This window comes from Pseudomonas sp. GW821-FHT09D08 (assembly GCF_059416305.1).
The window spans coordinates 87,311-101,983 of sequence record NZ_JBWKOX010000007.1 but is presented as its reverse complement, the minus strand read 5'-3'; the positions used below and the strand labels follow the sequence as shown (position 1 = coordinate 101,983).

General features: G+C 61.1%; 16 protein-coding genes. 3 read left to right on the top strand and 13 right to left on the bottom strand.

The annotated features are described in order from the left end of the window. Positions 1-34: 34 nt before the first annotated feature. The 6 genes from AC07OP_RS14820 to minC form a co-directional block, all read right to left on the bottom strand. Positions 35-202 carry a hypothetical protein gene (locus AC07OP_RS14820; protein WP_162492707.1) on the bottom strand — a complete coding sequence of 56 codons (168 nt, stop codon included), beginning with the start codon at positions 200-202 and terminating at the stop codon, positions 35-37. A 167-nt stretch (positions 203-369) separates the two neighbouring features. Then, positions 370-1,659, bottom strand: coding sequence for a M18 family aminopeptidase (locus AC07OP_RS14815; protein ID WP_115486786.1), 1,290 nt, complete (start codon positions 1,657-1,659; stop codon positions 370-372). A gap of 116 nt (positions 1,660-1,775) precedes the next feature. Beyond that, entirely contained in the window at positions 1,776-2,411 is a 636-nt protein-coding gene (locus AC07OP_RS14810) for an RluA family pseudouridine synthase (protein ID WP_495102815.1), read from the bottom strand. A 96-nt stretch (positions 2,412-2,507) separates the two neighbouring features. Beyond that, positions 2,508-2,762 (bottom strand): cell division topological specificity factor MinE, encoded by a 255-nt coding sequence (gene minE, locus AC07OP_RS14805; protein WP_003175252.1) that lies wholly within the window; start codon positions 2,760-2,762, stop codon positions 2,508-2,510. A 3-nt stretch (positions 2,763-2,765) separates the two neighbouring features. Continuing rightward, complete coding sequence (minD, locus tag AC07OP_RS14800; protein WP_003175251.1) at positions 2,766-3,578, bottom strand: septum site-determining protein MinD; 813 nt, start codon at positions 3,576-3,578, stop codon at positions 2,766-2,768. A gap of 201 nt (positions 3,579-3,779) precedes the next feature. Continuing rightward, positions 3,780-4,517 carry a septum site-determining protein MinC gene (minC, locus tag AC07OP_RS14795; protein WP_027603909.1) on the bottom strand — a complete coding sequence of 246 codons (738 nt, stop codon included), beginning with the start codon at positions 4,515-4,517 and terminating at the stop codon, positions 3,780-3,782. 119 nt (positions 4,518-4,636) lie between these two features. On the opposite strand from minC, the gene AC07OP_RS14790 reads away from it, so the two are divergent. After that, a complete protein-coding gene (locus AC07OP_RS14790) occupies positions 4,637-5,572 on the top strand; it encodes a lipid A biosynthesis lauroyl acyltransferase (RefSeq protein ID WP_065940524.1) in 936 nt (311 codons plus the stop codon). Positions 5,573-5,603: 31 nt separating this feature from the next. Beyond that, a complete protein-coding gene (locus AC07OP_RS14785) occupies positions 5,604-6,746 on the top strand; it encodes a patatin-like phospholipase family protein (RefSeq protein ID WP_115486788.1) in 1,143 nt (380 codons plus the stop codon). 109 nt (positions 6,747-6,855) lie between these two features. Here AC07OP_RS14785 and AC07OP_RS14780 read toward each other — a convergent pair whose 3' ends face one another. The 7 genes from AC07OP_RS14780 to puuE form a co-directional block, all read right to left on the bottom strand. Continuing rightward, positions 6,856-7,641 carry an outer membrane protein OmpK gene (locus AC07OP_RS14780; protein ID WP_495102814.1) on the bottom strand — a complete coding sequence of 262 codons (786 nt, stop codon included), beginning with the start codon at positions 7,639-7,641 and terminating at the stop codon, positions 6,856-6,858. Positions 7,642-7,871: 230 nt separating this feature from the next. Next, complete coding sequence (locus AC07OP_RS14775) at positions 7,872-9,221, bottom strand: nucleobase:cation symporter-2 family protein (RefSeq protein WP_495102813.1); 1,350 nt, start codon at positions 9,219-9,221, stop codon at positions 7,872-7,874. A 116-nt stretch (positions 9,222-9,337) separates the two neighbouring features. After that, on the bottom strand, positions 9,338-10,621 hold the full coding sequence (locus tag AC07OP_RS14770) for a urate hydroxylase PuuD (RefSeq protein ID WP_495102812.1): 1,284 nt from the start codon (positions 10,619-10,621) through the stop codon (positions 9,338-9,340). Between the two features lie 51 nt (positions 10,622-10,672). Beyond that, positions 10,673-11,176, bottom strand: coding sequence for an ureidoglycolate lyase (locus AC07OP_RS14765; RefSeq protein ID WP_027603915.1), 504 nt, complete (start codon positions 11,174-11,176; stop codon positions 10,673-10,675). A 146-nt stretch (positions 11,177-11,322) separates the two neighbouring features. Continuing rightward, complete coding sequence (gene alc, locus AC07OP_RS14760) at positions 11,323-12,318, bottom strand: allantoicase (protein WP_495102811.1); 996 nt, start codon at positions 12,316-12,318, stop codon at positions 11,323-11,325. Between the two features lie 41 nt (positions 12,319-12,359). Continuing rightward, the gene (uraD, locus tag AC07OP_RS14755; protein WP_495102810.1) at positions 12,360-12,875 is read right to left on the bottom strand and encodes a 2-oxo-4-hydroxy-4-carboxy-5-ureidoimidazoline decarboxylase; all 516 of its coding nucleotides are present in this window, start codon (positions 12,873-12,875) and stop codon (positions 12,360-12,362) included. Then, the gene (gene puuE / locus AC07OP_RS14750) at positions 12,872-13,798 is read right to left on the bottom strand and encodes an allantoinase PuuE (RefSeq protein WP_495102809.1); all 927 of its coding nucleotides are present in this window, start codon (positions 13,796-13,798) and stop codon (positions 12,872-12,874) included. Before puuE ends, uraD begins: the two co-directional genes overlap by 4 nt. A gap of 378 nt (positions 13,799-14,176) precedes the next feature. Here puuE and uraH point away from each other — a divergent pair, with 378 nt between their 5' ends. Continuing rightward, positions 14,177-14,530 carry a hydroxyisourate hydrolase gene (gene uraH, locus AC07OP_RS14745; RefSeq protein ID WP_027603919.1) on the top strand — a complete coding sequence of 118 codons (354 nt, stop codon included), beginning with the start codon at positions 14,177-14,179 and terminating at the stop codon, positions 14,528-14,530. Positions 14,531-14,673 lie beyond the last annotated feature (143 nt).

Below are 14,673 nucleotides of genomic sequence, written 5' to 3'. Positions count from 1 at the left end.
AACGACGGGTTGAGCGAGTGTACGAGTGCAAGCGTCATTCGGCCAGTTTGGCGAGGATCTTGTACACCACGGTGCCCAGGATCAGCAGCATGCCGATCCACATGCCGAACACGCCGAGGGGCTTGTCGCGGAAGTTGAAGCCGACGGCGAGCATGATCATGCCGATCAGGATAGGGATAAGCATGGCGTGGAAAGAGGACATGGAGATCATGGGGCGACGGCCTTGTCGGAGTGGGAATACTGACAAGTCTAGGTCGGATTGCAGGAAATGCAGGTGATGCAGATCAGGTGGACGTAAACCAAATGTGGGGGGCAAGTGCGAATCGTCGCACCGCCCCTCCCACATGTTGACGACATCCAGTCCTGGTCTTAGGGCAGGTCGTGGCTGGCGTAGAACGCGCCCAACACCTTCACCAGATGCGCCAAGTCATGGCTGCCGCACAGTTCACGAATGGAGTGCATGGCAAACGTCGGCAAACCGATATCCACCGTACGCACACCCAGGTGGCTGGCGGTGATCGGGCCGATGGTCGAGCCGCAGCCCATGTCGCTGCGCACCACGAAGCTCTGCACCGGCACTTCCTGGGCCATGCACAGGTGACGGAAGAACCCGGCGGTTTCGCTGTTGGTGGCGTAGCGCTGGTTGCTGTTGACCTTGATCACCGGGCCGGCATTGAGCTTGGGGCCGTGGTTGGCGTCGTGCTTGTCGGCGTAGTTCGGGTGTACGCCGTGGGCATTGTCGGCCGACACCAGCAGGGATTTCTGAATGGTGCGTACGAATTCATCGCCTTCGGGCAACAGGCGACGCAGGGTCTGTTCCAGCATCGGGCCGTCGGCACCGCAGGCCGAGCAGGAACCGACTTCCTCGTGGTCGTTACACACCAGCACGCAGGTTTCGTCGCTCTCGCTGGTGAGCAGGGCTTGCAGGCCGGCGTAGCACGACAGCAGGTTATCGAGGCGTGCGCCGGCGATGAAGTCGCCGTTGAGGCCGATGACGGCGGCGCTCTGGGTGTCGTAGAAGCTCAACTCGTAGTCGAGCACCACATCGGCGTTCAGCCCGTGCTCCCGTGCCAACTGCTCGGTGAGCACGGCACGGAAGTCTACGCGTTCATCACCGGCAAATTGCGCGAGGATCGGCGGCAATTCGGTCTGGGCATTGATCGCCCAGCCCTGGTTGGCTTCACGGTTCAGGTGAATGGCCAGGTTGGGGATGATGGCGATGGGCAGCTTGAAGTCGATCAGCTGGCTTTCGACCTTGCCGTCGCGACGGAAGGTGACGCGGCCGGCCAGGGACAGGTCGCGGTCGAACCACGGCGCCAGCAGCGCGCCGCCGTAGACTTCCACGCCGAGTTGCCAGAAGCCCTGGCGTTGCAGCTCAGGCTGGGGCTTGACCCGCAGGCACGGGCTGTCGGTATGGGCGCCGACCAGGCGAATCCCGCCTTGCAACGGCGAATGGCGGCCGAGCTTGAAGGCGATGATCGAGGAATCGTTGCGGGTCACGTAGTAGCGACCGTTGGCTTCGGTGGTCCAGGTTTCGCGCTCGTCGAGGCGCTGGAAACCGGCCGCCTCCAGGCGCTGGGCCAGGGCGGCGGTGGCATGAAAAGGAGTAGGGGAGGCCTTGAGGAAGTCGATCAGGCCTTGATTCAACGCTTCGCGCATAAATAGCTCCAGACAGCAATGCGCGGAGTTTACCGTTCGAGGGCGAGAAGTGCACAGAACAAATGTGGGAGGGGGCAAGTCGCACCGCCTCTTCCACATGTACTGTATTTACAGCTTTAGAAGGGCGCCGGGCACTCAAAGCGCAATCGCTCGCCGCTTTGCGGGTGAGTGAAGCTCAGCATGCTCGCGTGCAGGCACAGGCGCGGCCAGGCGGCCAGGGCCTGTTCATGGGCATACAGGCCGTCACCGAGCAACGGATGCCCGATGGACAGCATATGCACGCGCAACTGATGCGACCTTCCGGTAATCGGCGTCAGCTCGACGCGGCACCAGTCGCCACAGCGTTCCAATACTTTCCAGAAAGTCAGCGCGTGCTTGCCGAACTCGTGGTCCACCACATGGCGGGGTTTGGTCGGCGGGTCATAGCGCAAGGGCAGGTCGATGCTGCCGCTGTCCAGTTCCGGCTGGCCCCAGGCCAACGCGATGTAGGCCTTTTCGGTTTCGCGGTCGTGAAACTGGCGGGACAGTTCGCGATGGGTATCGGCATCCCGGGCCAGCAGGATGATCCCCGAGGTTTCCCAGTCCAGGCGATGGACGATGCGGGCTTCGGGGTAGCCGTTTTCCTGCAGGCGGGTGATCAGGCAGTCCTTGTTGTCATCGGCGCGGCCAGGCACCGAGAGCAGCAGGGTCGGCTTGTTCACCACCAGGACAGCGTCGTCCTGATGCAGGATATGAATAGTGGACAGCGGCATTAAACAGCCTCGTAACAAACGCCAACGGCGGCTCGACCACCCGGTTCCCGCAAAGGGATCAAGGTGACCGAGCCGCCGTGGCGGCCGCCTGTTCGATCAACGATCAGGCAGGGTGATATTGAGTTCCAGAATCGAGCAGCTGCCGTCATTTTCCAGGGCGACATGCACGTCATCGTTGCCGATATTGACGTACTTGCGGATCACCTCCACCAGTTCCTTCTGCAAGGCCGGCAGGTAATCCGGGGTGCTGCGTTGGCCGCGTTCGTGCGCCACGATGATCTGTAGACGCTCTTTCGCGACCGACGCGGTGCTTGGCTTTTTGTTGGCGCGAAAGAAGTCGAGAAATTTCATTGTTTAGTTGCCTCCAAAGATACGCTCGAAGAATCCCTTCTTCTTAACATCGAGGAAGCGATGTTCCACGGTCTTGCCCAGCAAGCGATCAACCGCATCGCTGTACGCCTGGCCGGCGTCGCTCTGGTCGTCGAGAATCACCGGGACGCCCTGGTTGGAAGCCTTCAGCACGGCCTGGGATTCCGGGATCACACCCAGCAGGGTTACGGCGAGGATTTCCTTGACGTCTTCAACACCGAGCATTTCGCCGTTGCTGACGCGCTCAGGGTTGTAGCGGGTGAGCAGCAGGTGTTCCTTGATCGGGTCCTGGCCTTCCTCGGCGCGCTTGGACTTGCTGGCCAACAGGCCGAGCATGCGGTCCGAGTCACGTACCGAAGACACTTCCGGGTTGGTCACCACGATGGCTTCATCGGCGAAGTACATCGCCAGGTGAGCACCGGTTTCGATACCGGCCGGGGAGTCGCAGACCACGTACTCGAAGGTTTCCTTCAGTTCAGCGAGAACCTTGCCTACGCCTTCTTTGGTCAGCGCATCTTTGTCGCGGGTCTGGCTGGCGGCCAGCACGTACAGGTTCTCAAGGCGCTTGTCCTTGATCAGGGCCTGCTGCAGGTTGGCTTCGCCGTTCACCACGTTGACGAAGTCGTACACCACGCGGCGTTCGCAGCCCATGATCAGGTCGAGGTTACGCAAACCGACGTCGAAGTCGACGATGACTGTCTTGTGGCCGCGCAGAGCGAGGCCGGTACCGATAGCGGCGCTGGTGGTGGTCTTACCCACACCACCCTTGCCGGATGTAACCACGAGAATCTTGGCCAAGGTGTTTCACCCCTAAGGAAAAAGGACTTTTCAGCCCCTGAAAAACATCTCTTGGAACTCGCCGCAGGCGGACAGCCTTTGTAGGAAAAAAGACGGGTTTTCGCAGGAAAAACGCCAACCTTCAAATGTTCCTACGCAAGTAATGCCAGTTTCGCTGTGCTATCAGAGTCTAGAGATGCTTGGAAAATGCGGCAGTATCCGTTAAAGACGGATGATGTTCAACACATCGCCCGACAGGCTGACCTGCACCGCGGCTCCCCACAGCGGATCGCGGCGCAAATCTTCCGAAACCTTGTACTGGCCCGCGATGGACACCAGCTCAGCGGTCAATTGCTGGCAAAAAATGCGCGCCTTGGTATCCCCCTTGATGCCGGCGAGGGCACGTCCGCGCATCGGGCCGTATACATGGATATTGCCATCGGCGAGAAGTTCCGCGCCGGGACTGACCGAAGAGATCACCACCAGGTCGCCGCCCTGGGCGTAAATCTGCTGTCCGCCGCGTACGGGCGTGGTGATTATCTTTGTAGGCTTGATCGTCGGTTCCGCTGGTTTTTCCGGTTTTTTCTGCACTTCGCCGACCAAAGGTTCCAGTGGACGCTCACGCGCGCCGGAGGGTGGCAGTACTGGCAGTTCAATGGCGATGGCGGCGGCAATGTCTTCGATGCGGCTGGCACGAATCGCCAGGGTTCGCAGGCCGTGGGAGCGGCACACGCGCATCAGGCCGGGCAGGTCGATGCTGCCCTGGCCGGCCGGCAGTTTGTCCAGGGCCAGTACCAGCGGGGCGTTGTTGAAGAAGTTCGGCGCCAGGGCGACCTTGGCGGCGAGCTGGCGGTCCAGGGCGTCGAGGTCGTTGCGGGCCAGTTCCAGCACGGTGATGGCGAGCATGCTGCCTTTCAGCTGGAACACGGGATCTTGGTCTAGCGGTTCGGTTTGGCTCATGGTCGGCAAAAAGCGGCTTGTCACGAAAAGTGTCGAGACTTATAACGAGAACACTCACTGGCCGCAAGCCGAGTCGAACCGTTGTAGAATGCGCGGCCCTGTCTTTCCCGGAATCTGTAATGGATCGCCCGCGTTTTCGAGCTGTATTTTTTCACCCGCGCTTTTGGCTGTTATGGCTGGGACTCGGCCTGCTGTGGCTGGTGACCCAACTGCCGTACCGTGCGCTGCTGACCATTGGTCGCCTGCTGGGTGCAGGCATGTACCGTGTGGCCGGCGAACGTCGCCGCATCGCCGCCCGCAACCTGGAACTGTGCTTCCCGGAAAAATCCGCCGCAGAGCGCAAGAAGCTGCTCAAGGAAAACTTCGCCTCCACCGGCATCGCCTTCTTCGAAATGGCCATGAGCTGGTGGTGGTCGCGCCAGCGCCTGGCGCGCCTGGCCCATGTCGAAGGCCTGGAACACCTCAAGCAGGCCCAACTGGATGGCAAGGGCGTGATCCTCATGGCCCTGCACTTCACCACCCTGGAAATCGGCGCGGCCCTGCTGGGGCAGAAGCACACCATCGACGGCATGTACCGCGAGCACGGCAACCCGCTGTTCGACTATATCCAGCGCCGTGGCCGCGAGCGGCATAACCTCGACTCCCTGGCGGTCGAGCGCGAAGACGTGCGCGGCATGCTCAAGCTGCTGCGTGCCGGCCGCGCCATCTGGTATGCACCGGACCAGGACTACGGCGCCAAGCAAAGTATCTTCGTGCCGCTGTTCGGCATCCAGGCCGCCACCGTGCCTGCCACCAGCAAGTTCGCCAAGCTGGGCAAGGCGCTGGTGGTGCCGTTCACCCAGCAGCGCCTGGCGGACGGCAGCGGTTACCGCCTGGTGATCCACCCGCCGTTGACCGACTTCCCCGGCGAAAGCGATGAAGTCGACTGCCTGCGCATCAACCAGTGGGTCGAAGCCTCGGTGCGTGAATGTCCCGAGCAATACCTGTGGACCCATCGCCGCTTCAAGAGCCGGCCACCGGGCGAACCCAAGCTGTACGAAAAACGTCGTCGCTAAGACCGACTTTCCCCCCACGTGGAGTGATGCAATGCGCGCAGCTGAACCGGTTACAGGCTTGATTCTTTCCGGCGGCGGGGCGCGAGCGGCGTATCAGGTGGGGGTATTGGCGGCGATTGCCGAGCTGTTGCCCCCGGGGGCGCCCAATCCGTTTCCGGTGATCGTCGGCACGTCGGCCGGTGCGATCAATGCGGTGAGCCTGGCCAGCGGTGCGATGGATTTCACTGCGGCCATCCAGCGCCTGACCGCGTTCTGGCAGGGGTTTCGCAGCCACCTGGTATTGCGCAGCGATTGGCCGGGGGTGGTGCGCCAGGCGAGTCGCTTCTTTACCCACAGCTTGCTGGGGCTGGGCCGGCAGTTGCCGGTGGCGCTGCTCAACAGCTCGCCGCTGCGGGACTTGTTGCAGGACAAACTGCATTTGGCAGGTATCGACGAGGCCATCCGCCAACAGCACCTGCATGCGGTCGCCGTCACGGCCTTCGGCTATGAATCCGGGCAGGCGGTGACTTTCTATCAGGGCGGCGGCACCATCGACGCCTGGTTGCGCCATCGGCGTATCGGAGTGCCGACGCAACTGACCGTTGAACACCTGCTGGCCAGTTCGGCGATCCCCTTGCTGTTTGCCCCGGTGAAACTCGACCAGGAATACTTCGGCGACGGCGCGGTGCGCCAGTCGGCGCCCATCAGCCCGGCGCTGCACCTGGGGGCGACCCGGGTGCTGGTGGTGGGTGTCAGCGGTAACCCGCGGGGCAATGAACCGATGGCGCAACGCACCTATACCGGCCAGGAGCCGACGTTGGCGCAGATCGGTGGGCATATGCTCAACAGTACGTTCATTGACAGCCTGGAAAGCGATATCGAACTGCTGGAGCGTCTGAACCAGTTCAGCCATCACCAGCCAGCCGACAGCGCGGCCCGTGGCCTGGCGCCGGTGGAAGTGCTGGTGATTGCGCCAAGCCAGCCGATCGACGAAATCGCCGCAAGGCATCGGCAGGAATTGCCGGCGGCATTGCGTCTGTTCCTGCGTGGGCCGGGGGCGACCAAGACGAGCGGGGCAGGGGTGCTGAGTTACTTGCTGTTCGAGGCGGGGTATTGCAGCGAGTTGATTGAGTTGGGCAGGAAGGATGCGCTGGCCAAGCGTGAAGAGATCATGCGGTTCCTGCGCTTGGCATGAACCCTTGTAGGAGCGAGCTTGCTCGCGAAGAACCCATAGGCACCGCTTTTGTTCTGAATAAACGCGGTGATCTCTGGTTTTTCGCGAGCAAGCTCGCTCCTACAGGGGGTCAGAAGTGATACTTGACCAGGAAGCTCGCCGTGTCCTGGGTCGTCTTGAACGCGCCGGAATCCTCGATCCCGTACTTGTTCTTCCAGTAGTCGTATTCAAAGCCCACGTACAACTGCTTGTCGCCCCAATGCAGCGCCTTGCCCAAGTCGTATTTGACCTGCGGGTTGAAGTGCAGGTTGGCGTGGTAAGTGCCACGGGCGTTCTTGTCGTTGTCCACCACCCAATCCATAAAGCCGTCGATCAGGATATTCGAGTTGCCCACCGGCAGGGTGTACGACCATACCGGGGTGATCTGCCATACACCGTCGCCTGGGCGATTGCCTTCGGTCTGACGCTGGTAGAAGTTCAGCTGGAAGTAGTCGAAGCCCGGAATGTTCAGGTCGAAGCCAGGGCCGAGCAGGTACGACTCGTTGTCGCCTTCGCCGAACTCATACGTGAAGGCCAGCAACACATCCTTGATCGGTCCGAAGGACAGGTCCTGGTCGAGAATCTTGCCGAACGACAACCGTGGGCTGAACTCGCCGTAATACGTATTCGGGCCGACATTGCCGTCTTCCTTGCCGTTGTAAAAGATGCGGTCGAGGAAGAAGAAGTTGTCGCCGTACTTCCAGGCGTCGGCATGTTCGAACGTGACGGTTTGCTGGATCTGTGGGTTGACGGTGAAGCTCTTGCCCCACAGATACGTCAGGCTGTTGTTTTGCCACTGCAACAAGTCACCGGCCACGGCCTGGCCGCCGGCCAGCAGGGATCCCGCCAGCATCAGGCCTTTGAACATAGGTTTCATTCGGTTGCTCCCGAGTTAAAGTTTTATGGTTTTTCTTCTACACAAGCGCTCTGGTGCGGCGCCTTTAGTGGTTACAAAAGTGGTCTGAATGGTCAGCTTTATTGCTACAGCAAGACCCGCGCCAAGGCGGTAAACAACCGTCGATTCAAGCGGGCGCGGAGAATACTGGCTCCCACGTCAGGGCTCAAGTGCGCCGTTACAGCGCGCACAGGGCGACAATGGGGCATGTGTCAGGTGTGGGCGGGGTCGACTACGGGGCGGTCGGCCCCGCCGAGAATGTTGAACAGGATATTCAGCGACAGTGCGCTGAGGGTCGCCATGGCGATGCCGCTGTGGGTGATCGGGCTCATCCACACGGGCAACTGTGCGAAGAACTCCGGGCGCACCACGGGGATCAGGCCCATACCGATGCTCACCGCCACCAGCAACTGGTTGCGACGGTCGGCGATATCGGCCTCCTGGAGGATCTTGATGCCGGTGGCCGCCACCATGCCGAACATGGCGATCGCCGCCCCACCGAGCACTGCCGGGGGAATCGACGCCACCAGGTACGCGGCCTTGGGCAACAGGCTGAGCACAATCAGGAAGGCACCGGCCATCATCGTCACCGAGCGGCAGCGCACGCCGGTCATCTGCACCAGGCCGATGTTCTGCGCGAAGGAGGAATGGGTGAAGGTGTTGAAGAAACCGGCGAAGAACGACGCACCGGCATCACACAGCAAGCCACGGCGCAGCATTTTCGGCGTGACGTCCTGGCCGGTGATCTTGCCCAGCGCCAGGAACATTCCGGTGGATTCGACGAAGATGATCACCACCACCAGGCACATCGACAGGATCGGCGCCAGCTCGAACCTGGGCATGCCGAAGTGCAGCGGTGTCACCACTTGCACCCACGGCGCCTGGGCCAGGCCGCTGAGGTCAACCATGCCGATGGCCCCGCACAGGGCGTAACCCAGGCCCATTCCGATCAGCACCGAGATATTCACCCAGAAGCCGCGCATGAAGCGGTTGATCAGCAGGATGGTCGCCAGTACCAGGGCGGCAATCGCCAGGTAAATCGGTGAGCCGAAGGTGGCCGCTGCGCTGCCGCCACCGGCCCAGTTCACGGCCACGGGGAACAGCGACAGGCCGATGGCCGTGATCACGGTGCCGGTTACCAGCGGCGGAAAAAAGCGTACGACCTTGGACATGAACGGTGCGATCAGCATGCCGAAGAACCCGGCGGCGATGGTGGCGCCGAAGATGCCCTGCAAGCCGATACCGGGCATGCCGGCCATGGCGACCATGCTGCCCACAGCGGCGAAACTGGCGCCCATCATCACCGGCATACGGATGCCCACCGGGCCGATGCCGAATGACTGCACCAGGGTGGCAATGCCGGCTACCAGCAGGTCGGCGTTGATCAGAAAGGCGATTTCTTCACGGCTCAGGCCGGCGGCCTGGCCAATGATCAGGGGGACGGCGACGGCGCCGCCGTACATCAGCAAGACGTGTTGCAGGCCTACCAGAATCAGTTGCAAGAGGGGCAGCCGCACCATGGCGGGTGCGGCAGGAATCTGCGGTTCGACTAACTCGGTCATGCAACACCTCGGATCTTTTTTATTTTTGTGTTGTGTGGAACGCAATCTTCAAAACACTGCTGGTCCAAATGTGGGAGGGGGCAAGCCCCCTCCCACATTGGAACTATGTGAATCTGTCAGTTGGTACGCGCCCCCTGATTGATCCAGGTGCCAATCAAATCCCGCTCCTGCTGGGTCATCTGGGTGATGTTGCCCAACGGCATGATCTGGCTCGCCACGGCCTGCGCCTGGATGCGCGCCGCCTGTTGCTGGATCTGCGCCGGGGTATCGAACATCACCCCGGCCGGTGCGGTGCTGAACAGCGGGCTGGTGGGCTTGGCCGAATGGCACACGGCGCAACGCTCCTGGATCACCCCGTGGACCTTGTCGAAATCAATCGTCGCCTGGGCAGGCGCAGGTGCGGCGGCCGGAGCTACCGGCGCGGCGGGTTTCAAGCCACCGCCCAATGCGGTTTCCGGCAACGGTTGGTACTCAATGGCCGCCGGTGCCTTGGCAATCGGTTCGGCCGGCTTTGGCCCGGTCACATACGCCAGGCAAATCATTGCCAACGCACCCACCGGCAAGGTCCACGCATACTTCTGGCTGTTATGCCGCGTGTTGAAGTAGTGCCGCACCAGCACCGCTGCCACCGCGATCCCGGCCAGGATCAGCCAGTTGTATTGGCTGCCGTAGGTGCTCGGGAAGTGGTTGCTGATCATGATGAACAGCACCGGCAGGGTGAAGTAGTTGTTGTGCCGTGAGCGCAGCAGACCCTTGGCCGGCAGGGCCGGATCGGGCGTGCGGTGCTCGGCGATCGCCGCCACCAACGCGCGCTGCGCCGGCATGATGATGCGGAACACGTTACCGACCATGATGGTGCCGATCACCGCGCCCACGTGCAGGTACGCACCACGGCCGCTGAACACTTTGCTGAAGCCGTACGCGGCGGCAATCAACAGCACGAACAGGATCAAGCCGAGCAGGGCAGGGCGTTTGCCCAGGGCCGAGTCGCAGAGGAAGGAGTAGATGAACCAGCCGGCGAACAGTGAGCCGATGCCCAGCAAGACGCCTTCGCCGCCACTGAGGCTGCTGCCGGGGGCGAGCAGGTAGAGCGTCGGGTTGAGGTAGAACACCACGCACAGCAGCGCGACGCCCGACATCCAGGTGAAATAAGCTTCCCATTTGAACCAGTGCAGGTTGTCCGGCATGGTCGGCGGGGCCAGTTTGTATTTTTCCAGGTGGTAGATACCGCCACCGTGGATCGCCCACAAGTCACCGGACAGGCCGTCCTTGGGGTTGACGCGGTTGAGGTTGTTTTCCAGCCAGACGAAGTAGAACGAAGCGCCGATCCAGGCGACGCCAGTGATCATGTGAACCCAGCGCACGCTGAGGTTCAGCCATTCCAACAGATGTGCTTCCACAGTCTTTACCTCTCGCCTGTCACCCTTGTTGTCGGGTGATCCGGCCTTCTCTTATTGGTGGGGGGCGAGGATCAACCGCTCATCCTCTTTGAAAAAATGCTCATCGCAGTTATTGCCTGTGCCACTGCGATCAACCACCAGGAAGTCATCCCGCTTTTCGATCGTCAGCACCGGGTGGTGCCAGACGCCGCGATGGTAATTGATGCCCTGCCTGCCGTTGGTGACGAAGGCGCGGACCAAGCCTGATACAGGTGCATCGCCAAGTGGCGCGACCACGATCAGAAAGGGGTTGCCGAGCAGCGGAATGAAGGCCTGGCTGCCCAGCGGGTGTCTCTCCAGCATGCACACGGTCAGCGGCATATCCAGCGCGTCGGCGCGGAAGATGCTGATGATCGCGTTGTCTTCAGGCTGTGCGGTTTCTACCGTTGCCAGCTTGTGAAAGCGCATGGTCGACCCGTTGTTGATCATGAAGTGATCGCTGCCGTCGGTTTCGATAACGTCTCCGAAAGGGGCGAAGGCTTCTTTGGTCAGGGGTTCGATCATCAGTGTGCGCATGGCTGTCTCTTATCCGAATTCTGTGTTGTTTGTTCTGCTTTTGTGGCGAGGGAGCTTGCTCCCGTTGGACTGCGCAGCAGTCCCATCTGTTGGGGCCGCTTCGCGACCCAGCGGGAGCAAGCTCCCTCGCCACAGGGGGTCACTGCTTACTTCGAAACTTTACCCAGCACGCGCAGGCGACTCACACCGCCATCCGGGAACACGTTCAGGCGGATATGGGTGATCGGCCCCAGCGCCTTGATCTGCTCGGCGAAGGTGTGTTCGGCGTGCATTTCCAGTTTCTGTGCCGGCAGCAGTTCGCGCCAGAACAGCGACTGGGTTTCGATCTGGCTGTCGGTGCCGCCCTTCACGAAGGCGCCCTGGATCGAGCAGGTGTCCGGGTAGTTGCCCTTGAAGTGCAGGGTGTCGACGATGATCTTCTCGATTTCGCCGGGATGCCCCAGGGCTACGATCACCCAGTCATTGCCGGGTGTGCGACGACGGGCAGTTTCCCAGCCATCGCCCATGTTGATGCCACGGCCCGGGTTGAGGATGTTGCTCATGCGGCCGAAGTGCTCGTCGGAACACGCCAGTGCGCGACCACCGTTTAATGCAGCAGCCAGGTCGATCTGTTCGTTGTCGCCCACTGCCGACCAGTCGCGGAACGGCACGCCGTACACACGCAGACGGGCCACGCCGCCATCCGGGTAGATGTTGAAACGCAGGTGGCTGAACGCCTGGTCGTTGCTGATCTCGTGGTAGTGGTGGCTGTTGCCTTGCAGCTCGACGGCCGACAGGACTTCTACCCACTGGGTGTTGTCGTCAGGCTCGCCCGAGGCCAGGAAGCAGGCTTCCAGGGAGGCCGACGGCGGATAGTTGCCGGTGAAGAATGAAGTGTCGATGTCCACGCCCTTGATCGAGCCCGGTACGCCCAGGCGGATCACTGCGCTGTCGTAGCCTTCGAAGCGCTTGCGGCGTGACTCCCAGCCGTCCATCCACTTGCCGTTGTCATCGAAAACGCCCTCCTTCCACACGGCCGGGGTCGGCTGGAACAGGCGGTTGGCGTCGGCGAACCAGTCATCTGTCACGGAGATGATCTTGGTACCCAGGCGGGCGTCGGCCAGGTTGACGAACTTTTCGAAAGGTACGGCGTAAGCTTTCATTCTTCTTGTCTGCCTTAAATAGAGTGGCTGGGGATGGTCGTTTAGAGGGTCAGTAAACGGAACAACGCGATCTTGTTGATCTCGGCCAGTGCGCATTTGAACTCAGCGTCTACCGAGTTGTGAATGCGGGTTTCGAACGCGGCCAGGATCTGATGCCGGTTGCTGCCTTTTACCGCCATGATGAAGGGAAACTTGAACTTGGCCTTGTAGGCATCGTTCAGCTCGGTGAAGCGTGAGAACTCTTCGGCCGTGCAGTGGTGAATCCCCGCGCCAGCTTGCTCATCGGTGCTGGCTTGGGTGAGTTGGCCCTGGACGGCCGCTTTGCCGGCCAGGTCCGGGTGAGCGTTGATCAACGCCAGCTGACTGGCGTGATCGGCGCTCAACAGGATGTCGCTCATGCGCTGGTGCAGGGTTTCGATCTGGTCGATCGAAGCGTCCTGGCCCAGGTCGAAGGCCTTTTCGGCCACCCATGGCGAGTGTTCGTAGATGTCGGCGAAGGCGTGGACGAAGGCGTCGCGGCTCAAGGTCGAGGGTTTCAAGGTCTGAAAAGCAGTCATTTGGCCGCTCCCTGAAAAGGGTGTACGTCATGCCAGTGGCGGGCGATGTCGACGCGGCGGGTGAACCACACCTGGTCATGGCCCTTGGCGTATTCGATAAAGCGCTTGAGGGCGGCCAGGCGCGCCGGGCGGCCGATCAGGCGGCAATGCAGGCCGATGGACAGCATCTTCGGTGCCTCGGCGCCTTCGGCATACAGCACGTCGAACGCGTCTTTCAGGTACTCGAAAAAGTCATCGCCCTTGTTGAAACCCTGCACCTGGGTGAAGCGCATATCGTTGGTGTCCAGGGTGTAGGGGATCACCAGGTGCGGCTTGCCGTTGGGAGTGTTGGGTTCCCAGTAGGGCAGGTCGTCGTCGTAGGTGTCGCTGTCGTAGAGGAAGCCGCCTTCCTCCATCACCAGCCGCCGCGTGTTCGGGCCGGTGCGCCCGGTGTACCAGCCCAACGGGCGTTCGCCGGTGAGTTCGGTGAGGATGCGGATGGCTTCGAGCATATGCTCGCGCTCCTGGGCCTCGTCCATGTATTGGTAGTCGATCCAGCGGTAGCCGTGGCTGCAGATCTCGTGGCCGGCGTCGACCATGGCGCGGATCACATCCGGGTGGCGCTGGGCAGCCATGGCCACGGCGAAGATGGTCAAAGGAATGTCGAATGCCTTGAACAACTTGAGGATGCGCCACACGCCGGCCCGGCTGCCGTATTCGTACAGCGACTCCATGCTCATGTTGCGCTCGCCCTGCAGCGGCTGGGCCGAGACCATTTCCGAAAGGAAGGCTTCGGACTCTTTGTCACCGTGCAGAATGTTGCGCTCGCCGCCTTCTTCGTAGTTGAGTACGAACGACAAGGCGATGCGTGCCTTGCCCGGCCAGTGGGGGTGAGGAGGGTTACTGCCGTAACCGATCAGGTCGCGTGGGTAGTCAGCGCTCACTGCAGTCTTCCTTCTTGTTCGTGGTAGCAAGTGTGTGGCGGCCAGCGGAAAGACTGGGTGGCGTCACAGCGATGGGCTGATTGTATACAACTTAATGGTCACTTTGTAAGCCTGTATTTCCGCATTTTTTCCGTGGAGTTGCCGCCGTTCAGCACTGCAAGAAACTTGCCCGATTGGTCAGTAAACGGACAAAAGGTCTTTTAAAAGCAAGGCTTGCTGGGAAATCCCGTTGAGGATCGAGGCGTCGCAGCCTGTGCGAAACTTTGTGGTTTTTATTGTGTACAATTTTCATTAAAAGTGTCTTAATCGGCCCATCAGCGGCTTTTTGATGCCCCGTAAAGGTGCAGCCTATTCACTTCATGCAAGGGAGCCCGCCCCATGGGACGACTGACGACACACGTACTCGACGCAGCCCACGGCTGCCCCGGCAGCGCCATCCAGGTTGAGCTGTACCGCGTCGACGGCACGCAGCTGGAACTGGTCGCCACTGCGCTGACCAACAGCGATGGCCGCTGCGACGCGCCGTTACTGCAAGGTGATGACTACCGCAGCGGTGTCTACCAATTGCAATTCAGCGCCGGCGATTACTACCGCGCCCGCGGTGTGCAATTACCGGAGCCGGCCTTCCTGGATGTGGTGGTATTGCGCTTCGGCATCAGCGCCGAACAGGATCACTACCATGTGCCCCTGCTGATTTCGCCCTACAGCTACTCCACCTATCGCGGTAGCTGAGTCGTCACCTGGTTACACCCCCAAGCTCTTCGTTGGTTTTTCGCCCGCCCACACTGCGGGCTTTTTTTTGTGCGCGGCACCCGTCAATTATCTAGCGCCCCCTGGGCGTTTGCGCTGCATAGGCTAGGGTTTTCCTAGACGAA